Origin of the sequence: Microbacterium sp. NPDC057741 (assembly GCF_042798735.1) — a bacterium.
In the GTDB taxonomy this organism is placed as follows: Bacteria; Actinomycetota; Actinomycetes; order Actinomycetales; family Microbacteriaceae; genus Microbacterium.
On the sequence record NZ_JBHVJW010000004.1, the window covers coordinates 148,736 to 171,263 of the forward strand.

General features: G+C 68.9%; 21 protein-coding genes. 9 read left to right on the forward strand and 12 right to left on the reverse strand.

Features of this window, described 5'->3' with window-relative positions:
* Positions 1-28: 28 nt before the first annotated feature.
* Positions 29-502 (reverse strand): Lrp/AsnC family transcriptional regulator, encoded by a 474-nt coding sequence (locus tag ACFVDO_RS14005; RefSeq protein WP_157311004.1) that lies wholly within the window; start codon positions 500-502, stop codon positions 29-31.
* Between the two features lie 125 nt (positions 503-627).
* On the opposite strand from ACFVDO_RS14005, the gene ACFVDO_RS14010 reads away from it, so the two are divergent.
* Entirely contained in the window at positions 628-1,851 is a 1,224-nt protein-coding gene (locus ACFVDO_RS14010) for an NAD(P)/FAD-dependent oxidoreductase (RefSeq protein WP_378856226.1), read from the forward strand.
* Positions 1,852-2,010: 159 nt separating this feature from the next.
* Here the strand turns inward: ACFVDO_RS14010 and ACFVDO_RS14015 are convergent, their stop codons facing one another.
* Entirely contained in the window at positions 2,011-2,814 is an 804-nt protein-coding gene (locus tag ACFVDO_RS14015) for a MerR family transcriptional regulator (protein WP_378856228.1), read from the reverse strand.
* 154 nt (positions 2,815-2,968) lie between these two features.
* A complete protein-coding gene (locus tag ACFVDO_RS14020; protein ID WP_378856230.1) occupies positions 2,969-5,407 on the reverse strand; it encodes a polysaccharide lyase 8 family protein in 2,439 nt (812 codons plus the stop codon).
* Between the two features lie 135 nt (positions 5,408-5,542).
* Between ACFVDO_RS14020 and ACFVDO_RS14025 the strand changes: the two genes are divergently transcribed.
* Positions 5,543-6,400, forward strand: coding sequence for a biopolymer transporter Tol (locus ACFVDO_RS14025; protein WP_378856232.1), 858 nt, complete (start codon positions 5,543-5,545; stop codon positions 6,398-6,400).
* 242 nt (positions 6,401-6,642) lie between these two features.
* On the opposite strand, the gene ACFVDO_RS14030 is transcribed toward ACFVDO_RS14025, so the two are convergent.
* Positions 6,643-7,122 (reverse strand): SRPBCC domain-containing protein, encoded by a 480-nt coding sequence (locus tag ACFVDO_RS14030; RefSeq protein WP_378856234.1) that lies wholly within the window; start codon positions 7,120-7,122, stop codon positions 6,643-6,645.
* 16 nt (positions 7,123-7,138) lie between these two features.
* Here ACFVDO_RS14030 and ACFVDO_RS14035 point away from each other — a divergent pair, with 16 nt between their 5' ends.
* Positions 7,139-7,450 (forward strand): ArsR/SmtB family transcription factor, encoded by a 312-nt coding sequence (locus ACFVDO_RS14035; protein ID WP_378856236.1) that lies wholly within the window; start codon positions 7,139-7,141, stop codon positions 7,448-7,450.
* Between the two features lie 98 nt (positions 7,451-7,548).
* On the opposite strand, the gene ACFVDO_RS14040 is transcribed toward ACFVDO_RS14035, so the two are convergent.
* Positions 7,549-8,862 (reverse strand): MFS transporter, encoded by a 1,314-nt coding sequence (locus ACFVDO_RS14040; RefSeq protein ID WP_378856238.1) that lies wholly within the window; start codon positions 8,860-8,862, stop codon positions 7,549-7,551.
* Positions 8,863-8,935: 73 nt separating this feature from the next.
* On the opposite strand from ACFVDO_RS14040, the gene ACFVDO_RS14045 reads away from it, so the two are divergent.
* Entirely contained in the window at positions 8,936-9,514 is a 579-nt protein-coding gene (locus ACFVDO_RS14045) for a helix-turn-helix domain-containing protein (RefSeq protein ID WP_378856240.1), read from the forward strand.
* 114 nt (positions 9,515-9,628) lie between these two features.
* Here ACFVDO_RS14045 and ACFVDO_RS14050 read toward each other — a convergent pair whose 3' ends face one another.
* From ACFVDO_RS14050 to ACFVDO_RS14065, 4 genes are all read right to left on the reverse strand, one after another.
* On the reverse strand, positions 9,629-11,623 hold the full coding sequence (locus ACFVDO_RS14050) for a DUF5107 domain-containing protein (RefSeq protein ID WP_378856241.1): 1,995 nt from the start codon (positions 11,621-11,623) through the stop codon (positions 9,629-9,631).
* A 78-nt stretch (positions 11,624-11,701) separates the two neighbouring features.
* Positions 11,702-12,388, reverse strand: a complete 687-nt coding sequence (locus tag ACFVDO_RS14055) for a hypothetical protein (protein ID WP_378856243.1) — start codon at positions 12,386-12,388, stop codon at positions 11,702-11,704.
* Positions 12,388-13,302, reverse strand: a complete 915-nt coding sequence (locus tag ACFVDO_RS14060; protein ID WP_378856245.1) for an ABC transporter ATP-binding protein — start codon at positions 13,300-13,302, stop codon at positions 12,388-12,390. Before ACFVDO_RS14060 ends, ACFVDO_RS14055 begins: the two co-directional genes overlap by 1 nt.
* A complete protein-coding gene (locus ACFVDO_RS14065) occupies positions 13,299-13,703 on the reverse strand; it encodes a GntR family transcriptional regulator (protein ID WP_378856247.1) in 405 nt (134 codons plus the stop codon). Before ACFVDO_RS14065 ends, ACFVDO_RS14060 begins: the two co-directional genes overlap by 4 nt.
* Positions 13,704-13,791: 88 nt before the next feature.
* On the opposite strand from ACFVDO_RS14065, the gene ACFVDO_RS14070 reads away from it, so the two are divergent.
* The 4 genes from ACFVDO_RS14070 to ACFVDO_RS14085 all read left to right on the forward strand — a co-directional run bounded on the left by ACFVDO_RS14070 (position 13,792) and on the right by ACFVDO_RS14085 (position 18,579).
* Positions 13,792-15,051: a class I SAM-dependent methyltransferase gene (locus ACFVDO_RS14070; protein ID WP_378856249.1), complete on the forward strand. Its 1,260-nt coding sequence runs from the start codon at positions 13,792-13,794 to the stop codon at positions 15,049-15,051.
* Positions 15,052-15,327: 276 nt separating this feature from the next.
* Complete coding sequence (locus tag ACFVDO_RS14075) at positions 15,328-16,659, forward strand: glycine betaine/L-proline ABC transporter ATP-binding protein (RefSeq protein WP_378856251.1); 1,332 nt, start codon at positions 15,328-15,330, stop codon at positions 16,657-16,659.
* Positions 16,659-17,615 carry an ABC transporter permease gene (locus ACFVDO_RS14080; RefSeq protein ID WP_378856253.1) on the forward strand — a complete coding sequence of 319 codons (957 nt, stop codon included), beginning with the start codon at positions 16,659-16,661 and terminating at the stop codon, positions 17,613-17,615. Before ACFVDO_RS14075 ends, ACFVDO_RS14080 begins: the two co-directional genes overlap by 1 nt.
* A gap of 55 nt (positions 17,616-17,670) precedes the next feature.
* Positions 17,671-18,579 carry a glycine betaine ABC transporter substrate-binding protein gene (locus ACFVDO_RS14085; RefSeq protein WP_378856255.1) on the forward strand — a complete coding sequence of 303 codons (909 nt, stop codon included), beginning with the start codon at positions 17,671-17,673 and terminating at the stop codon, positions 18,577-18,579.
* Between the two features lie 381 nt (positions 18,580-18,960).
* On the opposite strand, the gene ACFVDO_RS14090 is transcribed toward ACFVDO_RS14085, so the two are convergent.
* The 3 genes from ACFVDO_RS14090 to ACFVDO_RS14100 form a co-directional block, all read right to left on the reverse strand.
* Positions 18,961-19,134: a hypothetical protein gene (locus ACFVDO_RS14090; RefSeq protein ID WP_378856257.1), complete on the reverse strand. Its 174-nt coding sequence runs from the start codon at positions 19,132-19,134 to the stop codon at positions 18,961-18,963.
* A gap of 519 nt (positions 19,135-19,653) precedes the next feature.
* Positions 19,654-20,256, reverse strand: a complete 603-nt coding sequence (locus ACFVDO_RS14095) for a bifunctional 4-hydroxy-2-oxoglutarate aldolase/2-dehydro-3-deoxy-phosphogluconate aldolase (protein ID WP_378856259.1) — start codon at positions 20,254-20,256, stop codon at positions 19,654-19,656.
* A gap of 25 nt (positions 20,257-20,281) precedes the next feature.
* Positions 20,282-21,190, reverse strand: a complete 909-nt coding sequence (locus ACFVDO_RS14100; RefSeq protein ID WP_378856261.1) for a sugar kinase — start codon at positions 21,188-21,190, stop codon at positions 20,282-20,284.
* Positions 21,191-21,267: 77 nt separating this feature from the next.
* Between ACFVDO_RS14100 and ACFVDO_RS14105 the strand changes: the two genes are divergently transcribed.
* Entirely contained in the window at positions 21,268-22,521 is a 1,254-nt protein-coding gene (locus ACFVDO_RS14105; RefSeq protein ID WP_378856263.1) for an alanine racemase, read from the forward strand.
* The last annotated feature ends 7 nt before the right edge of the window (positions 22,522-22,528 follow it).

A 22,528-nucleotide genomic window follows, 5' to 3' on the forward strand; every position in this document is an offset into this window, starting at 1 on the left:
AGGGACAGCGGGGACATCCCGCGCCGCGCTACAGCCCGCGCTTGCCCGCGGCCTGCGCGAAGATCAGCGACGTCGATGTCGATGCCACCTCGGGCTGCAGGCTGAGGGTGTCCGACACCAGCTCGCGCAGCGCCGGGGCATCCGCCACCGCGACGTGCACCATGAAGTCGCGGTCGCCGGCGAGGAAGTACACCCGTTGCGTCGCGGGCAGATCCTCGAGGTATGCCTGGAACCGGCGCAGGTCACCGCGCGCGTGCGCGTGCAGCCGGATGGTGATCAGTGCCTCGAGATGCAGCCCCATCGCGGCCGGGGAGATCTCCGCGTGGAAGCCCACGATCACCCCGCGCGCCTGCAGCGCGCGCACGCGTTTCAGGCACGTCGACTCGGCGATCCCGGCCCGCGCGGCGAGTTCGGTGTTGGAGATGCGGCCGTTGCGGCTGAGCTCCGACAGCAGGGTGCGGTCGACGGCATCCAGGGGTCCCGAGGATTCGATCTCCGGCATGGGCAGTTCCTCGCTCCGACGCGCAGTTTCCGACAGGTTCCACAGCATCCTACGAAGAATCTTCGTCAGTGACCCAAGGTGACCCTCGGAATCCTCATAATCTCTGGTGAGAGAAGGAGTACGCAATGTCGCGGTCGATCGTCATCGGAGCGGGCATGGTGGGTCTCGCCACCGCCTGGCATCTGCAGGAGCGCGGTGTGGAGGTCACGGTCGTCGACCGGGTCGGCGTCGCCGCAGGATCCTCGTGGGGCAACGCCGGCTGGCTCACCCCCGGCAAGACCATCCCGCTGGCCGATCCCTCGCTCTGGACCTACGGCCCCAAGGCCCTGCTCGATCCGGATGCCGCGCTGCACGTGCCCTTCCGAGTGGATGCCGGGCTGTGGAGCTTCCTCGCCCAGTTCGCGGCCCATGGCACCAGCAAGGCCTGGGACAGGACCATGGCCGATCTCACGCCCATCGACAGGATCGCGCTCGCCGGATTCGACGAGCTGCAGGCCGGCGGCGTCGAGTCCTGGACCCGCGAGGGTCCGTTCGTGATCGGGTTCAAGGAGGAGGCGCACTCCAAGGGCTTCCTGCACGAGGTCGCCGGCGTCGTGCGGCACGGTCAGGACGTGCCGATGGAGCGCCTCGACACCCCCACCGACCTCGCGCCGGTGCTGTCGGACGCCGTGAAGGTGGTCTACCGGCTCGACAACCAGCGCTTCCTCGAGCCGGCGCCCTACGTCGAGGCGCTCGGCGCGGCCGTGGTCGCCCGCGGTGCGAAGCTGATCACCGGCCTCGAGGTCATGGACGTGGCATCCACCCGCAAGCCCGTCGTGCTGCTGTCCAACGGCGAGCGCATGGAGGCCGATTCGGTCGTCATCGCCACCGGTGCCTGGATGCCGAAGCTGGCCCGGAAGCTCGGAGTGCGCACCCGCGTGCAGGCCGGCCGCGGATACTCCTTCACGGTCGAGACCGAGAAGCCGCAGGAGCACCCCGTGTACCTGCCGTACCAGCGCATCGCCTGCACGCCCTACCAGGGCCGGTTCCGCATCGCCGGCACCATGGAGTTCCGCCGGCCCGACGAGCCGTTCCAGCACCGCCGCGTCCAGGCGATCATTGAGCAGGCGCGCGAGATGTTCACCGGCGTCGACCTCGACGACCGCCAGGACGAGTGGGTCGGCTCCCGCCCCGTGACGCCCGACGGGCTGCCGCTGGTCGGCGCGACCAAGGCCCCGAACGTCTACGTCGGCGGCGGACACGGCATGTGGGGCATCGTGCTCGGCCCTGTCACGGGCAAGCTGCTCGCCGAGCAGATCGTGACAGGTCGGGTGGACCCTGCGATCAAGCCCTTCGACCCGCTGCGGTAGGCCGGGGTCGGCGCTCTCCTGAGACCGGAGCGGATGCCGGCATCCGCAAGATCGTCCGCCACCTGCGATCGGCACGACCGTTCGTCTGCTCCGGTCTCAACGGATGCGGGTGTGCGGACCTCGGCACCCGCAACGAGTGAGACCGGAGCAGGAGGCGGATCAGGCGGATGCGACGGGCTGCTGCAGTTCGGTGACCCAGTCCCGCTGGTCCTCGGACTCCGACCGCAGGTACAGCTCGCGGCAGGGGCCGGACGGAACGGAACCGCGGCCGAGGATCTCCTCGTGCAGCGCCATCCAGCTGTCGGCGATGCCCTCCATCGTGCCGAGGTGCACGCCGCAGACGGCGGATGCCACGGCCGGCAGCTCGATGATCTCGACGCCGTCGACCGGATCGCCGGAGTAGGCGAAGCCGACGGTGATGTGCATGCCGTCTTCGCGCGACTCGTACGTGGCGATCGGCGTGGTCAGCGCGGCGCCGGTGGGGGCGAGCGCGTCGGCGACCGCGTCGAACAGGGGGCCGACGAGCGGGCCGACCGATGGCTGATCAGGGGCGACGGCGGTACGGGCGGCGAGTCGTACGGCGGGAAGGGGCTTCTCGACGGATTCGATACGGGACATGTGATTCTCCTCTGTGATGAGACGGAGCCTCCGCTCCACGTCGACGAGCCTCGCGGCGGCGATCCGATGCTCCTCCTCGACCTCGATGCGGCGCTCCTCGAGCAGCTCTGCGAGCCGTTCGGCGGAGACACCCTCATCGAGGATCGAGGCGACGTCGTCCAGCCCGAACCCGAGCTGGCGCAGCGCGACGATCCGGTGCAGCCTTGCGAGCTGCGACGGATCGTACGAACGGTAGCCGCTGAACTCGTCCACGTGTGCGGGCACGAGCAGCCCCGAGGTGTCCCAGTGCCGCAGCATGCGGTGGGTCACCTGGCCGATCTGCGCGAACGCTCCGATGGACAACATGTGACTGTTCTCCCGTCTTCCACGGTGTCAGAGTCAAGTATCCGTCGCTGTCGACGTGCGGATGGCGGACCGATATGCGGATGGCGGGAGAACGCCGTGCGTTCTCCCGCCATCCGTCGGATCGTCCGCCGCCTGCAGGAAGCGGCCGGGCGGGTCAGCCGATGACGACCCGCTTGGAGTGGCCGTGCCCGTCGAGCGCGAACTCCACAGTCAGCGGCGAGGTCGACACGACCGTGACGCCGTCGTCGGCCTCGATCACCGAGCCTGTGACGTCGGCGAGAGTCACCGTGGCGACCTTCTGGGTGCGGCTCGGATCGGAGACCGCGACGGTGGTCTTCCCGCTGTCCGTGCGCACCGCGACCGAGCACGGCCCGCTCGCTGTCACGCCGGCGGCAGATCCTGCGGCGAAGAAGTTCGCCAGGGTCAGGCCCTGACGGCTCACGCCGATCATCTGGGCGGTGGCGCTGTTGGCGAGAACCTTCACCGTCGGAGCATCCGATTCGGTGAACGTGACCGAGTGCTCCACGTTCGGCAGCACCATGTACGCGTAGCCACCACCGGCCGGCGTCGCGCCGTGCCGGTGTGTGACCGTGACGAAGTCGCGGGTCTTCGGATCCGCCGATCCGCCGGTGTCCGAGCCGGAGTTGATCGTCTGCCAGTCGCCGGTGCGGCGCACCACCTGCACGTCGACCGTGCCGCTCACGTTCTCGCCGGCCAGGAACACATACCCGCCGTGGCCCATGATGTGCACATTGCGCGCCACCGTGACGGCGGGGCCGCCTGCCGCCATCACCCGATTGCGGTTGTCGGTGCGGATCCTCGGCACCGTCCCCTCCGCGAACGAGCGGTTGTCGATCGTGGTGAACACCTCGTGCTCGGTGGTGCCGGTGATCGCCGCTCCGAGGCACACCACCTTGTCATCGAGGAAGAACCACGACTTCCGCGCGCTGAGCGTCTTGTTGTGGTTCAGGTGGTCCATACCCTGGATGCCCCAGCGCCCGTCCAGATCGAGGCCGCCGGCGAAGGCCTGGTACGCCCGCGGGATGCCTGTGCCGTCGGCGGCGCCGTTGGCCCTCGGCTCGGCCGAGACGGTGGTGCCCGGCAGCCGGTACGGGTCGACGGTGGGCCAGAAGTCGGCGCTGTACTGCCCGGGGTCCTTCGGCGTGTAGAAGAACGTGAGACCGTCGCCCTGGTACCAGCCCAGGTTGTTCTCCTTGTTGCCCCACTCGTAGCGACCGATGCGCTTCGACGAGATGTTCACCACCGAGCTGAACGCCGGGCGGTGGTGCACGAGGCGGTCCTGATCGCCGAAGGCCTTCGTGTACACCGGGGCGGGAGCGGCCTCGACCGACGCGTCGCCCAGCACCGACGTCACCAGCAGCGACTTCGCCACGGTCTGCGACGGCAGTCCGTACAGAGTCTGGTCGGTGCAGCGCTGCAGCCAGCCCTTCACGAGTGACAGGTAGCGGCTGCGATACGGCTCGCCGGCACCCGGTGCGAGAAGCAGGATGGCGGTGAGCGCCGCCGCGCCGTCGACGTAGTCGGGCGCCTTCTGGCGCGACACCGCACGCCCGCGGACGGCATCCATCATGCGGCCGTTCCAGATGAACGGCGCGTACGCCGCCTCGACGGCGTCCAGCACGACGGCCTTCTTCGGGTCGGTGACGTCCCACTCGCTGCCGCCGAGCAGGCCGAGGATCTCGGCGATGCCGCCGAGCGTGACCACGCCGTAGGTGCCGACGTAGGGCAGGTAGGTGTGCTGCACGAACGAGCCGTCGGCGTAGAAGCCGTCACCGCTGGTGACGTACCCGAACACGCTGTTCTTGCCGCCGCGCACGGTGTCGCTGAGGGCGTCGCGGGACAGGGCGATCTCGTCAGGGCGCGCGTCGAGAGCTCCGCGCAGGATGCAGGAGAGCGCCTTGTCCGTGCGGTTCGCGCCGGTCTCGGCGAAGCTGGTGCCGCGGCCGCGCCAGTTCGGGTCGGGGGTGAAGTAGCGGGCGGCGGCCATCAGGGCGGTGCGCACCTCGGCCGGGACCGCGTCGTACATGAGCACCAGGATGTCGGCGGCCTTGCGGGGCACGCCGATCTCCCAGAACCACCAGTTGCCGACGGCCGCCTTGCCGACGGCGTAGATGTTCGCGCTCAGCCAGGCGAGCGCGCCGGCGATGTCGGATGCCAGGGTCTCGTCGGCGTACTGCTCGGCGCCCACCGTCGCGTGCGCGAGCGACAGGCTGAACAGGCGGTCGAATGTGACGCCCATGTTGCCCGAGAGGGTCGTGCCGCTGACACCGGTGAGGGGCAGGTCGGCCCAGATGCCGGGGGCGGCTGCCGGGCGCACCATTCCCTGCCAACTGGCTGCGGCTGCGGTGCTCATGCTCGTCAGGGCGTCGGCGAGCTCGGGGATCGACGCCGCGCTCCCGTCACCGACCAGCATGGTGCGGCGGCGGGCGCGGAGTGCGGCGAGCGGATCGTCGGCGGCTGCGAACAGGCCGGGGCCCGTGCTCGCCGCAGCGGACTGCCCGCTCGCGGCGATCAGCGCTCCGGCTCCGAGTACGGCGAGGAACGACCGGCGGTTCAGATCGAGGGGGGACATCATCGGCCTCCTGGGGATGGGAAGGGGTTTTCCCGAAGCATAGAAGTGATCGTTAGTGAACTCAACAAATCAATTCACTCACATTCACTCACACGATTGGCAGGGTCTATCCTGACCTCGGACAGGAGGCATCGGATGCCGGACTACCGTGTTCTTGCAGAGGGTCAGCGCTGCGAGGTGAAGATCCACGACCTGGATGCTGCGGAGTCGCGCATTGTCGCGGCATCCGACAAGGTCCTGTTCGAAGCGCCCAACTGGGGGCGCGACGGCGCCCTGTATCTGAATGGCGAGGGGATGCTGTGGCGGCTGAAGCCCAGTGTCGAGTCTGGTGCCGAGCCGCATCCGATCGCCTTCACCGGGCTGCCGCCGATCAACAACGACCACGTGCTCGACCCGGCCGGCCCCGCCGTGTACCTGTCCGCCGAGGACGGGCACATCTACCGCGGTCTGCTCAGCGGGGGAGCGGTCACGCGCATCACCGGCGAGGACGGCGTGCGGCACTACCTGCACGGGATCTCGCCCGACGGCGAGCTGCTCGCCTTCGTGCGGATGGACGGCACCGGTCCGGGCAGGCTCGCTCTGATTCCGGCAACCGGTGGTCACGTGACCGTCGTCGACACGGGGCCGGGGCACATCGACGGGCCGGAGTGGTCGCCGGACGGTCACTGGCTCTACTTCAACACCGAGCGCTGGGGGCACGCGCAGCTCGCGCGCATCGCGCGCGGCGAGGTCGAGCGCGTGCATCGCAGCGAGACCGTGGACTGGTTCCCGCACCTCTCGCCCGACGGAAGACGAGCCGTCTACCTCGAATACCCGGCCGGCACCGAGGGGCACCCGGCCGACCTGCCGGTGTCGCTGGTCGTGGTCTCCACCGCCGACTGGAGCACGCCGCTCACCCGCATCCCCCTGCCCGGCGGGCAGGGCACGATCAACGTGAACAGCTGGGCGCCCGACTCCAGCGCGTTCGCGTACGTCGCGTACCCGATGGGTTGAGTCCGCGGCGCCATCGTTGCGCCGGCCGTGCTGCCGAGAACGGGAGACTCTGCGAGGGCAGGACGATTTCGCGGCATCCGTCCTGTTCTCGGGTGTTCTCCTGTTCTCGGGCGGGGTGCGAGGCGCCGAGGCGTTGCTGAGCTCAGGAGATTCGGCGGGCGCAGGACGATTTCGTGGCATCCGTCCTGTTCTCGGGCGTTCTCCTGCTCCCGGGCGGATGCCCGGGACGGCGCCTGGGCCGGTCAGGCGTAGAAGCCCTCGCGCAGGTTGACGCCGTGCTCGACCCAGGCCTTCATCGCGGCGAGCATGCCGGTCCAGCCCTCGCAGTTGCCGAACGCGCCCTTCGCGCCGGCATCGGTCGCGCTCCATGACTCCTCGGTGATCGTGACGAGCGTGCGCGCGTCGTCGTCGATCGGCGCGAACGTGAACGTGGTGCGCGTGCGACCGGTCGGGTTCGAGCCGGGCGCGGCGTCCCATTCGATGACGATCCGCTCATGCGGCACGGCCTCGACGACCTCGACGGGGAACCGGCCGGGGAAGTCGGCGAAGTCCCACGAGACGTCGGCGCCGGCTTCGAGACGCCCGCGCGCTCCGCCGGTGGTGAAGTAGCGCGACAGCTGCGCCGGGTCGGCCACCGCCTCGTACACCTCGGATGCCGGTCGCCCGATGCGACCGGACACGGTGAACGAGAGGGTGCTCAGGGGTGTTTCATTCTCAGACATGTTGTAAGATTACAACATGTCATCCGATTCCGACAGTGACGATCTCGTCTTCAAGGCGCTCGCCGCTCCGGTTCGACGGCGGATGCTGGATCGGCTGCGCGAGGCGCCCAGGACCACCGGCGAACTCTGCGCCTGCTTCCCCGAACTCGATCGCACGACCGTGCTGCAGCACCTGCGGGTTCTGGAGCGCGCCGAGCTGGTGATCGGCGAGAAGCGCGGCCGCGAGCGTCGCCTGATCCTCGCTCCGCTGCCGATCAAGCGCATCCACGATCGATGGATCGGGGAGTACGCGCGCGCGGCGGTGGAGCTGCTCGACGAACTCGGCTGAGTTCGGTCACGTCTGCAGGGGGATGCGACGGATGCGGGCGGATCCGGCGGGGTCTTGCCTGCAACTGTGATTCGTGCCTGCAGGTGTGACTGGCCCGGTCAGCGGACGGGCGCCTCGGCGTCGGTGTTGGCGACGGCGTCGGCCTCGGCATCCGCGAACCGTGCGGCGTGCGCCGCCCAGTCCGCCTCAGCCGGCAGGGAGCGCAGGCCACGGTTGCTGAGCGCCATCACAGCGGCGAGAGCGCACAGGCCGGCACCGATGAGGATGCTGCCGCTGCGCCCGAACCAGTTCAATCCGAATCCGGCGATGAGCGGGGCCAGCGGCATCGCCCCCATCGCGAACACGTTGGAGGCGCTGCTCGCTCGGCCCATCATGCCGCTCGGGGTGGCGACCATGAAGTAACCGCCCATCGCGGCATTCAGAGGACCGAGGGTCAACCCCGGGATCGCCATGACGGCCACGATCCAGAGCGGCGCCTGCACGAGTGTCGTCGCCGCCGCGCCGACGGTGAGGGCGACGAGGCCGATCATCATCAGCAGGCCGGCTCCGACTCGGGTGACCACCACGGATGCGAGCAGGGCGCCGACGAGCATCGATCCGCCGAGGCCGGCGCTGATCAGGCCGATGACGGCAGGGGACTCGCCGGACTGCTGCAGGGAATAGACGATCGTCGTCATCACGGTGTTGATGCCGAGGTTGATGATGGTCAGGATCAGCAGTACACCGCGCAGGTCGGGGCGGGAGAACAGCCAGGAGAAGCCTTCGCGGATCTCGCGGAGCGCGTTCGGCCGGGGGCTGGGCGCTGCAACGGCGGCCTGCGGCACCGCCTCGATCTCGGGTCCGCGCAGGCGGGGGATGAGGGCTGCGGAGACGGCGGCGACGAGGTGGCAGAGCGCCATCACGGCGCCGACCAGCCAGCCGCCGACGACGAGCAGTGCGCCGCCGATCGGTCCGCCGGCCAGCTGCAGCACTGAGTCGCGGGCGGAGTTCGCCGCCTGGGCCCGCCCCATGGTGTCGGAGGTGACGATGTCTTTCAGGGCACTCTCGCCCGCCGAGTCGAAGAGTCCGGTGCGGGCCGCGAGCAGCGCGTCGGCGACGAGCAGGATGCCGAAGGTGAGGGCGTCGCCGAGCGCCAGCAGGGTGAAGCCGACGGAGAGCACCACGCCGATCGCCGAGCCGAGCACCATCAGCGTGATGCGCCGATGACGGTCGGCGAGCACGCCGCCGAAGAGGGTGAGCACGACTCGGATCGTGAGACCGACCGCGCCGATGATCCCGGCCAGTGCGGGGTCGTCCGTGACGATGAGTGCGAGCAGCGGGATGGCGAAGCTGAACAGGGTCTGCGCCAGTCCCTTGCTCGTGTCGCTCACGAGCCAGGAGACGTATCGCAGGTTGCGCCGCAGGGAGGTCATGAGGATGACGATAATCCCGCAATCAAACTTGCGCAAGTAAAATCGCGCAAATAATTCTGGATATACTGCGGGCATGGCCGAGCAGGAGGAACGCCCGTCGCGGACGATGACCACCGCCATGCTCAAGGCGTATGCGAACCCCTTGCGCCGAGACATGATGCGCGTCTTCGCCCGCCGCGAGTTCGTCCGCGCCGCCGACATCGCCGAAGAACTCGGCCAGCCCGCCAACAAGATCAGCTTCCACCTGCGGGTGATGGCGGATGCGGGCCTCATCGTCGAGGCGCCGGAGAAGGCCCGCGACGGCCGGGATCGGGTCTGGACGCCGATCAAGGAATCGCTGAACGTCGGCTCACCGGGGCATCCGGTCGCCGATGCGGCGCTCGGCAACGTCGTGATCGCCGCGCTCGCCGAGGACCATCAGAAACTCTTGCAGCGGGTCGTGGCGTACGCCGTCGAGAACATGGCAGGCGGCGAGGCATCGGAGCACGGCACCCTCGCCATCCACAACCTGCGCCTCACGAGCGCGGAGTACGAGGAGCTCGCCAAGTCGCTGAGCCGCCGGATCTCCGAGGCCGAGGCCGCGCACGACCGCTCCGCACCGGACTCCCGGTTCTGGCAGATCGACATCGTCGCGGCCGACGAGACGATCTGATCCGTCCGGGGCTCCGCCCGCACTCCGGCCCCTGAGCGAGGAGCGCCAGCGACGAGAAGAAGGGCGCCAACGTCCCTCTTCGCGTCGCTTGGCTCGCCCAGCTCCCGGGCGCGCTCAGGCCCCGGACGCTTCCGGCGCCATCTCGAAGTCGTAGTGCGCGGGCACCGGGCGGCCGGGGAACGCCTCGTGCCACAGCGCCGACATGCTGAGCTCGCCCTCGCGCAGGTCGGGAACCTCGAAACCGGCCTCGAGGATCCGCCCGGCCTCGGCGCGATCGCCGCTCGCGAGTGCCGCCTGCACCGCCAGCACGCGGAACCGTCCGAGCGTGAGCATCGCATCCGGCAGTCCGCCGAGCAGGCCGCGCAGACGTCGCGCGCGGCCCGAGGCCAGCAGTGCGCTGCCGAACTCGAGCGCCAGCGGGATGCTGTCGGGGGCGAGTCGGTGCGCTCGCTCCAGCGCGGCGATCGCGGCGGGCTCGTCGTGCTCTCCGCCCCGCGCGAGCAGGGCCTGTCCGGCGCCGCGCGCCGCCCAGGCCGTCGGCGACAGGGCCTCCGACTCGGCGTACAGATCGAGCGCGCGGTCGAGGTCGCCGGCCGCATGCGCGATCACGGCGCGGTGATACGACGTGAGCCAGGTCTGCGTGGCGTCGGCGAGCAGCCGATCCCATGCATCCCCCGTGACGTACGAGGCAGGAGCTGTCGGATGCTCGGGACGATCCGCATCGTCCGGGTGCCCGTCCCCGGCGCGAGTCGAGGCATCAGTGCCATCCTCGCCGTCGATCGCCGTGTCCAGCAGCCCCGCCCAGTACGCGCCTTCCGCACCCGACCGATCGAACCGCACCCCGGGCAGCTCCGCGAATGCCTCCCCGGCCCGTTCTGCGATCTCCTGCTCCAGAGCACCCCAGGGCGAGCCGGATGACAGCAGCTCGCCGGGCTCGACATCCGCTACAGCGTCCAACCGATCGATCCCGGCCGAGCCGAGCGCCCCGTACGCCGAGTGCACCACCTCGCCGACGGCCGCGGTCGCCGCGGCCCAGTCCTCCTCGTACCCGGAGTCGGCCTGCACCGGAAGGAACGTCTCGGTCCACTCCCACGTGGCGCCGCCCGGCATCGGCAGGTGCTCGTACTGAGTGGTCGCGAGTCCCGCCTGGATCTCGAAGTACTCGCCTGTCTCACCGCCCAGCCAGTCGCACCAGCGGTGCCCCCCGGCGGTGTCGCCCCACACGAACAGCTTGCGCCCCGTCAGCGGGGCCGTGGAGATGTGCCCCAGGCCCTCGCCGGCAGAATCCAGCGCCGCGATCCAGGGCGTCTCGCCCTCGGGAACCTCGAAGAAGTAGTCGGCGGCTGCAGGGGCGGAGGCCGGCCGCGAAGCATCCGTCGCCGTGAAGTCCACGGTGGTCAGCGAGCCGTCGTAGTCGGTCTTGTAGGCGATCGTCGCAGGGGCGAACACCCGGCTGCCGGCGGACTGAGCGACGGCGATGTTCGTCCACCAGTACATGCCGGTCTCGGCATCCTTCGGGTTCCGAACGCGAACGCGCACGTGCAGGGCCGGAGCGTCCGACGCGAGAGTCGCATCGATCTGAACGATCAGGCCGCGAACGCGTTCGTACTCCCACATCCGCAGCACGGGCTCGCCGTCGGGTCCCATCACGGCTGCGGCATACATCGGGTCGCAGGTCAGGGGCCAGTGCCCGCGCATCCCGATGTTCCACTCCGCACCGCCCGAGAACCAGGCATTGCGCAGGGCGAGGTTCGCCGGCTGCAGCATCTCATTGCGGTAGACGAGGTCGCGGCCGGTGGCCTTGTCGACAAGCCCGGTCAGCCGGCCGCCGAGGCCGAGGGCGAACTCGGCGCGCAGGTGCTCGTTCTCGAGCACGGCTAGCTGCATCGGCGCATCCGCGCGGTCGCGGCCGTACTGATCCTGCAGCAGGTACGGATGGATCGACCTCACCCGCCCGTACGCGATGCCGCGCACGATGCGCTCAGGGAGCCCGTCGGTGGACGCCTGGTACGGCGCTTCGGGCATGTTCGCCACGGGCGGCAGCGGGTTCACGCCTCCGACCGGGGCAGTGGGCAGGGTGTGGTCGGCGATGGTCAGCGATGAGGCCATGCGCACAAGTATCCGGCATCCGAAGCCGTACCCTGCACGACGGGGGCCCGCACCGCGAGCCCCCGTCTTCGACTCGGATCAGGGCAGCGTCCTGCGGAACGTCAGGAACGAGATGCCCATCAGCAGCACGGTCAGGGCCAGCCCCCACAGCGCCAGGCCGAACGCGCCGAGCTGCATCACCCCGGTCCACACCTGATCCCACAGCTCCAGGCGCGTGACCAGGAACACCACTCCGACGAGGACGACCAGCACTCCTACGCCTGCGACGGTGAGCAGGAGCGATCCCCAGCGCTTGAAGATGGTGGCTCCTGTGAAGCCCAGGACGAAGCAGAACAGTGCGAGCGTGAAGTACACGGTGAAGGCGCCCACGGGGCCCGCCTCCCACAGCCACGGAAGGTAGAACACCCAGCCGTTCACGCCGTATCCGTCGGTGAGCTTCTCGATGCCGCCGCCGATGAGGAACAGTGCCCCCATGAACGCGCTGCCGAGCACCGCCGCGATCATCGTGCCGATGAAGAACTCGCGTCTGGTGATGCTGATCGCCTGCGAGAACGGGAAGGTGAACGTCATCGCCGAGATGCCGACGGCGAAGAACACCCACAGCGGGGCTTGACCGCCGCCACCGTACTTCGGGGTGTCTACCGGGATCATCGCGTAGATCAGCACGGAGACCACCACGGCGCTGGCCAGCACGATGAGCGGAACCCAGATGAACGTGGACTTGTTGATCATCTGGAGCCTGACCACGTTGAGTGTGCGTCGCATCAGCGGACCTCCTCGGTGACATTCGCGGCGATGGATGCCGGCGCCGCGGCGTTCTGGGTGAGACGAACGATCAGCTGCTGCAGCGAGACCGGGACGACATCGAGCCCGTCCGCGGTGAGCGCTGCGCGCTCCGCGGCATCGAGACGTCCGTCGACGGTGACCGATGCCACGCGTCCGAGGCCTTCCCGGTGGATGACATCTCGGCCCTGCGCCCAGGCGTCGACCTTCGCGGCGTCGCCGACGATCGTCGCGGCGCGACCGCGTACGACGTCGGTGTCCTCGTGCAGCAGGATCCGGCCGTCGTCGATGACGATCACCTTCTCGAGCAGGTTCGCCACCTCGTCGATCAGGTGCGAGGACAGGATGATCGTGCGCGGGTGCTCTGCGTAGTCCTCGATGAGCCGGTCGTAGAAGATCTGCCGTGCCACCGCGTCCAGCCCCAGGTAGGGCTCGTCGAAGAAGGTGATCTCGGCACGGGCCGCCAGCCCGATGATCACGCCCACGGCGGACAGCTGGCCGCGGGAGAGCTTCTTGATGCGGGTGCGCATCGGCAGCTGGAAGTCCTCGATCAGCCGCTCGGCGAACTTCTGGTCCCAGTTGCGGAAGAACAGCCGCGCCGCCCGGAAGGCATGCGTGGGGGTGGACTCGTCCGGGTACCGCTGGCTCTCGCGCACGAAGCACAGCCTGCTGAGCACGCGCGCGTTCTCGTACGCATGCTCGCCGAACAGCAGTGCATCGCCGGAGGAGGCGAAGTTCTGCGCGGTGAGGATGGACATCAGCGTGGTCTTTCCCGCGCCGTTGCGGCCGAGCAGGCCGTAGATCGTGTTCTCCTCGATCGTCAGCGAGACGTCGTCGAGGGCGAGCTTGTCCTTGTATCGCTTGGTGAGGTTCTGCACGTCGATGACCGTGGTCATGAGCGGCTCCCTTCGGTGGATGGTGTGGTGGGCGCGCCCTCGGCGAGCGTGGTGCGCTCGCGCAGCAGCGCGGTGAGATCGTCGGGGCCGAGACCCAGCGTGCGGGCCTCGGCGATGAGCGGGTCGATGTAGCGCTCGGCGAATGTCGTGCGACGCTCGCCGAGCAGGATGGTGCGGGCGCCGGGGGCCACGAACATGCCGATCCCGCGGCGCTTGAGCAGGATGCCCTTGTCGGTCAGCATGGCGACGCCTTTCGCGGCCGTGGCCGGATTGATGCGGTAGAACGCGGCGAGCTCATTGGTCGAGGGAGCCTGTCCGTCCTCGTGGAGAGTCCCGTCGAGGATGGATTCCTCGATCGCCTCGGCGATCTGCAGGAACAGGGGCCGGCCTTCGTCGATCACATCGCCTCCGGTTAGGTGGTTAGTTACTCGACTAATTAACCACCTAACCTTGACGGTGTCAACAGTGGGTGCCGGATACGCTGAGCGTGTGCCAGAGTTCGACTTCGCGCGACTGCGCCGCGCGCCAGACGTCGAGGCGCCGAACCTGCAGGCCTGGGACGCCACCGACGATCTGCTCGTGCGTGCGGCCCTCGACGCCGGCCTGCCCGGCGACGAGATCGCGGTGATCGGCGAGGGCTACGGTGCGATCACGCTCGCCCTGGCGGATGCCGGGATGCGGGGCATCCGCGTGCATCAGGACCTCGTGACCGGCCGCCGCGCGCTCGCGCGCAACGCCGCATCCCTCGGACTGGACGGGTTCGAGTCTCGAGAACTCGACGAGGGCCTGCTCACCGGCATCCGACTCGTGCTGCTGCAGCTGCCCAAGTCGCTCGCCGAGCTGGAGGAGATCGCGGATGCGATTGCCCGCTGGGCCGCGCCGGACGCCGTGCTCATCGCCGGCGGTCGGGTCAAGCACATGTCTCTCGGGCAGAACGACGTGCTCGGGCGGTACTTCGGTGAGGTGCAGCCGCAGCGCGCCGAGCGGAAGTCGCGCCTGCTCATCGCTCGCGGTCCGCGCCGCCCCGCCGCCCCGCCGCCGTTCCCGGTCTCGACCCGGCACGCGCTCCCCGGCGAGACCTCGACTTCTGCGCGAGACCCACGTGCTGAACAGGGGTCTCGCGCGGAAGCCGGGGTCTCGGCGGGATCTCGCGGGGAAGTCGGGACGTCGGCGCACGGGCTCACGCTCTGCGCGTTCGGTGGAGCGTTCGCCGGCGACCGCATCGACATCGGAACGCGCGTGCTGCTCGACGTTTCGTCACTTCGTCTCGCTCCGCTCGCTCAGCACGGCGCTCGCGGGCGCTCGCTCAACGACCGGGGACTGACGGTCATCGACCTCGGCTGCGGCACGGGGGCGCTCGCCGCGGCCTACGCCCTCGCCCACCCGGCATCCCGCGTGATCGCGACCGACCGCTCGGCCGCGGCGGTCCGTTCGGCACGGGCGACCATGGCCGCGAACGGCCTCGAGAACGTGACCGTGACCCTCGACGACGCCGGCTCCGAGCTCCCCGATCACGAGGCGGACCTCATCCTGCTGAACCCGCCGTTCCACCTCGGAAACGCCGTCGATGAGGCAGCAGGACACCGTCTGATCCAGGCGGCCGCGCGGCTGACGAGACCGGGCGGCGAGGTGTGGACCGTGTTCAACTCGCACCTCGATCACCGCCGCATCCTGCAGCGCGAGGTGGGGCCCACCGAGCAGATCGAGCGCACCTCGAAATTCATCGTCACAAAGTCGACGAGGCGTTGACCGGGTCACGATCGGGTGACAGAATTTGCCACCCGATCAGCCACTCGTTACGTTGGAACGCGGGCCTGACGGCCCGAAGACCAGTCCGCGACCGTGTCTTCCTTCGAACTTTGTGCTTATTACTGGTGTGAGATGCGGGCGTATGGTCGGTGATCTCTGCCCGGATCCGAAATCCAGGCCAGTGCCGCCAGCACGACGCAGTCGAACGGCCTCGTGATCACCACCCGGGCGTAACCGAAGTGGGCTCACCCACCCGAGGTGAGCCACGGGGGAAGCGTGTCTGAAACCGCTCTTGAAGCGCGTCATCTGTACAAGGTGTTCGGGAAGAACCCGAACCAGGCCGTGAAGCGGCTGAATGCCGGCGAGAGCCGCGACGATGTGAAGGATGCCGGAACGGCAGCCGTCATCGACGCGAGCTTCACGGTCAACAGAGGCGAGATCTTCGTCATCATGGGCCTGTCCGGATCGGGCAAGTCCACACTCATCCGCATGCTCAACGGCCTGCACGACACCACCTCCGGTGAGATCCTCATCGGAGACGAGGAGCTGACCAAGGCGTCCTCGTCGCGACTGCGCGAGATCCGTCGCGACAGCATCTCGATGGTGTTCCAGCACTTCGCGCTGCTGCCGCACCGCACCGTCTCGGCGAACGTCGCCTACCCGCTCGAGCTGCGCGGCGTCGGCAAGACCGAGCGCCTGCAGAAAGCCGAGGAGATCCTCGCCCTGGTGGGTCTCGGCGGCTGGGGAGACAAACTTCCCGGCGAGCTCTCCGGTGGCATGCAGCAGCGCGTCGGCATCGCCCGCGCGCTCGCCGCCGACACCGACATCCTGCTCATGGACGAGGCCTTCTCGGCGCTGGATCCGCTGATCCGCCGTGAGATGCAGGAGCAGCTCGTCGAGCTGCAGGCAGGGCTGCAGAAGACCATCGTGTTCATCACGCACGACCTGAACGAGGCGATGTTCCTCGGCGACCGGATCGCGGTCATGAGGGACGGCCGCATCGTGCAGATCGGCACTCCGGAGGACATCCTCACCGACCCGGCGAACGACTACGTCGAGCAGTTCGTGCAGGACGTCGACCGTGCCCGCGTGCTCACCGCCGCGAACGTCATGGAGCGTCCGCGCCCCGTGATCTCCGAGTCGGCGGGTCCGCGCACCGCGCTGCGCCAGATGCGCGACGCCTACATGTCGGCGACCTACGTCGTCAGTCGCGACCGCACGCTGCTCGGCATGGTCACCGACCGGGATGCCGTGAAGCTGGTGCGCAAAGGGTCGAACGATCTCCGCTCGGTGCTCAAACCCGTCCCGCAGAGCGTGGACGAAGGCTCCGTGCTGATGGACCTGTTCGTGCCGTCCGTCGAGTCGGTGCTTCCGCTGGCGGTCACCGACGAGCAGAACCGCCTGGTCGGCGTCATCCCGCGCATCACCCTGCTCGCCGCTCTCGGCCCTGGAACGACCGCGACCGAGGAGCTCACCCTGCCGCTGCAGCCGATGCCGCAGGCGACCATCAACGAGGTGCTCGGCGAGCCCGCCGACACCGTCGGCACGCCGGTGGCGGGCGGCGGCGGCGCCTTCGCTGCATCCGCCGACGAGGGTGAGGTGCTCTGATGGACGGTTTCCGCATTCCGATCGGAACCTGGGTCGAGAACGTCATCAACTGGGTCAAGGACAACCTCGAGGGTCTCCTCGACGTCATCTCGTTCGTCGTGAAGTTCCTGGTGAACGGCCTGACCGACATCCTGGTGAACACCCCGGTGCCGTTGATGATCGTGATCTTCGCGCTCATCGCGTGGCTGGTCCGCTCCTGGCAGCTCGCCGTCGGCACGGTGATCTCGTTCGTCCTCGTCGTGGGGATGGGCGTCTGGGTGTCGGCGATGCAGACCCTCGCCCTGGTGCTGGTCTCGGCCATCGTGGCGATCGCCATCGCGATCCCGCTCGGCATCTGGTCGGCCCGCAGCTCCACCGTGCGGGCGGTCATGAAGCCCGTGTTGGACTTCATGCAGACCATGCCTGCGATGGTGTACCTGATCCCGGCGATCGTGTTCTTCAGCATCGGCGTCGTGCCGGGGCTGGTCGCGACCGTGATCTTCTCGCTCCCGCCCGGCGTGCGGCTCACCGAGCTGGGCATCCGCGGTGTCGACTCCGAGACGGTCGAGGCCGGACAGGCCTTCGGCGCGACGAAGGGGCAGATCCTGCGCGGCATCCAGCTGCCGCTCGCGATGCCGACGATCATGGCCGGCGTCAACCAGGTCATCATGCTGGCCCTGTCGATGGCGGTCATCGCCGGCATGGCCGGCGCCGACGGCCTCGGCAAGGACGTCGTTCAGGCGATCTCGACCGTCGACATCCCGCTCGGGGTCGAGGCGGGCCTGGGCGTCGTGCTGATCGCCGTCTACCTCGACCGGGTCACCGCCGCACTGGGCACACCCGCCGAGTACCCCTCGTCCCTGCTCGGCTCCGTCTCACGTCGGCAGGCCGCGCAGCGGAACCAGCGGGCGGATGCCGCGGCACAGGCCGAGCGCGAGACGGCCTCCCCTCATCGGGCGCCGATCATCGGCGGCTGAGATTCACCACTGACCCATACGGAACACAGCAGAACATACGGAAGGAACTTTCACCATGAAGAAGACCCGCATCGCCGCAATCGCGGCGCTCGGTGCCACCGCGGCACTCGTGCTCGCCGGTTGCGCCGGCAACTCCGACACGGCCGGCGGCTCGGATGGCGGCGACGCCAAGGGCACCATCGTCCTCGGCTACATCCCGTCCTGGACCGACGGCCTCAGCATGGCCTACCTGCTGCAGGACCAGTACGAGAAGCTCGGCTACGACGTCGAGATGACCACGCTCACCGAGGCCGGCCCGCTGTACGCGGGTCTCGCCCAGGGCGACGTCGACATGTATCCGTCGGCCTGGCCCGAGGTCACGCACGCCGAGTACATGAAGAAGTACGGCAAGGACCTCGAAGACCTCGGCGCGTACTACGAGAACGCCGTGCTGACGATCGCGGTGCCCAGCTACACGAAGATCGACTCCATCGCCGATCTCAAGGGCAAGGCAGACATGTTCGACGGCAAGATCATCGGCATCGAGCCGGGTGCCGGTCTCACCGGCGTCACGCAGGACAAGATGATGCCGGAGTACGGTCTGGACGGCGAGTACAAGCTGGAGACGTCGTCGACCGCGGCGATGCTCACCGTGCTCGGCGAGGCGATCGACAAGAAGGAGGACGTCGTCGTCACGCTGTGGAAGCCGTTCTGGGCGAACACCGCGTACGACGTCAAGACTCTCGAGGACCCGAAGGGCGCCATGGGCACCCCGGAGACCCTGAACTTCATGGGTCACAAGGGCTTCGCGGACAAGTTCCCCGAGGCTGCTGAGCTGGCCGGCAAGATCAAGCTCGACGACGACCAGTACGGCTCGCTCGAGGACATGGTCGTGAACGAGTACGGCAAGGGCAAGGAGGCCGAGGCAGTGGATGCCTGGCTGAAGGAGAACGGCGACCAGTTCGACTGGGTCGTCAAGGGCTGACCCTCCGCGCCTGTTCGCCGACGCCCCCTCCGAATCAGTGGATTCGGAGGGGGCGTCGGTGCGTCAGTGCTCGGCGGTGACGAGCGGATCGGGCGTCCGGTGCGTGATGACGCCGCCCACCTCGGTCGGGAAGCCGTTGCGGGCCCAGTACTCGTACCCGCCGAAGAGCTCGCGGGTGTCGAGCCCCGCAGCCAGCAGGATGCGGGCTGTGGCGGTGGCGCCGTTGCAGCCGGGACCCCAGCCGTAGACGACCAGGGTGCGGTCGCGGGGGAGCGTCGCGAGACCGGGGCGAATGACCCCTCATAACAACGAGCCGATGCCCCAGTCTGCTTTCGCGAACCGGGGCATCAGCGTTTCAAGTGGTGCGTTGGGTGCAGATCCTCAGCACTTTCCGGGCCCGTGGGCCGGTCCGTTATCGATCACGGCCTCGGCGATCCAGAATCCGCCCGGAATCAGTACTGACTTCGTGCTGTGCGGCTTAACGCAGAATTCCTTTCCCATGTATTGCCAGCCCAGCCACGGGTCACCGCCGATGTACTGGGCGTTGATTGCCATGCGGGATCCTCCACAGTTCTGATAGCTCTGGCCCCAGAAATCGAACCCGCATGCCTGAACCATTCTTGTGGCGACCGGGGCTTCCCCGCTTGTCGCGGCAAAGGCGCCCTGCGTCCCCCCGAACACAGATATCCCAACAGCTGCAGCGACCATCAATGTCGCGCGCAGTCTTGTCTTGATCCTCATGAACTCACCTCCTCTCAGCTGTTGTGTGCTGCCCCGCTGAACCCCGTTGTCGTTCAGTAGGGAATTGAAAGGTCTTGAGTTCGTGGATGCTCGCTTCAGGCTCATAGAGTCCGACAGGGAGCGTTGAACCCGCCACGATAGCAGGCGCCAACCACGTCCGCCATAGGGGCTCTGATTTTCTGATCGGTGTCCGGAACGATGAGTGTCGGCCTGCTGCAGATCGTTGTCACCCGCTGCCGGGACATCTCCGATCGGGTCGGCCGTCGCACGGGTGCAAGTCTTCGGCGACCGTGAAGACCACGGTCTGAGCAAGCGGATGCTGCTCCCGCGCGGTCAGCGCAGCAGTGCGGCCAGAGCGGGCAGCTGCGTCTCGTCCTCGAGGGCGGAGCCGACGGCGACGACCCGCACCCCGGCATCCAGGTACGCCTGCGCGTTCCCGGAATCCATGCCGCCGGTGGCGACGAACCGCGCCTGCGGGAACGGCCCGCGCATGGCGGGGAACCAGCCGGTGCCGAGCAGCGATGCGGGGAAAGCCTTGAGCCAGGTGAGGCCCTCACCGAGCGCGTGCTGCACCTCGGAAGCGGTGGAGACGCCGGGCAGAGCCGGCATCCCCGCCTCGTGCGAGGCGCGCACGACGTCGACGTCGAAGCCGGGGCTCACGGTGAACGCAGCGCCCGCCTCGGCGGCCTGTCGCACGTGCTCGCGCGACACAACCGTGCCGGCGCCCACGGTCAGACCGCGCTCACGGGCCGCCGCGGCGAGCACCCGCAGCGCCTCGACGTCGTTCGGCGTCTGCACGGGAACCTCGACGGCGGTGATGCCGAGATCCCACGCGCGGGTCGCGGTGGCGAGCGTGCGCTCGACCCCCATGCCGCGCAGGATCGCCATCAGCGGCACGTCGCGGAAGATCTCTTCGAACACGGAGTTGTCGGTCATGCGGGGTCTCCCAGTCGTTGGCGGGTCAGTCGTTGTCGGGCACGAGGTCGCCGGTGGACTGCAGCACGAGGTGCGCCCTGTGGTGGCCGGCGGCGAGTCGCTCGGCGGCATCCGCGCCCTGCATCCGGGCGACGAGATAGCCGGCGGCGAAGGCGTCGCCGGCGCCCACGGCCTCGACCACTTCGGTCTTGATCGCGGGCACGAAGGTGCGTACGTCGGCGTCGCCGCTGCGCTGGAACTCGGTCGCGCCGACGTCGCCGTCCTTGACGACGAGCAGTTCCGGCTCGGGGATCAGGGCGCGCACGGCATCCGCGTCGGAGGTTCCCCACAGGCCCTCGGCCTCGTCGAGCCCGACGAAGACGATGCCCGCGCGCCGCGCGCGGGTGAGCAGCACCGGGGCTGCCGCGTCGGGCTCCCAGAGGGCCGCCCGGTGGTTGACATCGAAGCTCAGGACGCCGGGCCCGGCGTCGACGCGGTCGATGACGGCGTCGATCAGCATGAAGCAGGTGGCCGAAAGCGCGGGCGTGATGCCCGAGACATGCACGATCTCGGCCTGTTCGAGCGGAATCTCGGCGACGGTCGCCTGGCTCATCTCCGAGGCCGCCGATCCGCGGCGGTAGTACAGCACCCCGCGCCCCGGGTCCTTGAAGTAGACGCCGGTCGGGGCATGCGGGTCGGTCGTGACCCAGCGCATGTCGACACCGTGGCGGGCGACCTCATTGCGCACGCGCACGCCGAGGGCGTCGTCTCCGAGGGCGCTGACCCAGGCGGTCGGCACGCCCAACTGGGCGGCGTGGATCGCGACGTTCGACTCGGCTCCGCCGACGAGCAGCCGCACGTCCACGGCGGTGGCCAGTGGCTCAGGGAGCGCGGGGGTGACGAGGGCCATGGTCTCACCGATGGTGATGAGGCGTGGTGCGGAGGCGGCGGGCATGGTTACCATGATGAGACGGCATGTGCGCAGATTGCAACTGACGTTGCAACATATGCACAACGTGAGGAGAGTGTGAGATGAACGACCTGAACGCAGAGCTGCTGACCGCCCGAGACAAGGGCATCCCGGTGCGCGCCATCGGCATGACCGCATCCGCCTTCCTCGCGACGAAGCCGCGCCTCGACGAGTTCTGGACGCCGCTGATCGTGCTCGACGACGCCGCGATGCGGGCGAACGTGGCGACCATGGCCGCGTGGTGCGCGGAGCGCGGCCTTGCGATCATGCCGCACGGCAAGACGACGATGGCCCCCGACCTGTGGCAGCGCCAGCTCGACGCCGGCGCACTCGGAATCACTCTCGCGACCATGGGGCAGGTGCGCACCGCCCGTGACCTCGGCTTCGACTCGATCATGCTCGCGAACGCGGCCGTCGACGCCCGCTCGCTGGCCTGGCTCGCCGGCGAGCTCGCCGACCCCGGCTTCCGGTTCGTGTGCTGGGCCGACTCGCTCGCCACGATCGACGCCATGGAGCGTGGCCTGCGCGCGGTCGGCGTGCCTCGTCCGGTCGACGTGTGCGTCGAGCTCGGCGCCGAGGGCGGACGCACCGGCGCCCGTTCTTCGGAGGACGCCGTCGCGGTCGCGGAGCGGATCGCCGCGTCCGACGTCCTGCGCCTGGCCGGCGTCGCCGGTTATGAGGGCAGCCTCGCGCACGACCGCTCCGATGCGGGGCTCGCCGCCGTGCGCTCCTACCTCGAGGCGCAGCTCGCGCTGCACCGCACGATCACATCGCTCTACAGCGACGGCGACGTGTACGTCACCGCCGGCGGCAGCGCCTACTTCGAGATCGTCGCCGACGTCTGGGCCGGCGCCGAGCGCGACGGACGCACCCGCTTCGTGCTGCGCTCCGGCGCCTATATCGTGCACGACGATGGCTTCTACCGCGGCATCTCGCCCTTCGACGAGGGTGGCACGGGCGTCGGCCCGCACTTCATCAATGCCATGCACGGCATCGCACGGGTCGTCTCGAGCCCCGAGCCGGGCCTCGCACTGGTGGATGCCGGCAAGCGCGACTTCCCCTATGACGAGGGCCTGCCCATCCCGCGCGCCGCAGCCGACGATCTCACAGGGGAGTGGCATCCCGTCGATGCGACCCTCTCCGCGATGAACGACCAGCACTCCTACGTGCGCCCGGCCGATCCGCTCGTGGTCGGCTCGGTCGTGCGGTTCGGCCTCTCGCACCCGTGCACCGCCTTCGACAAATGGCGGGTGCTTCCCGTGATCGACTCCCTCGAGTCCGGCGTGGTCACCGGCCTCGTCCGCACGTACTTCTGAGGAGCCC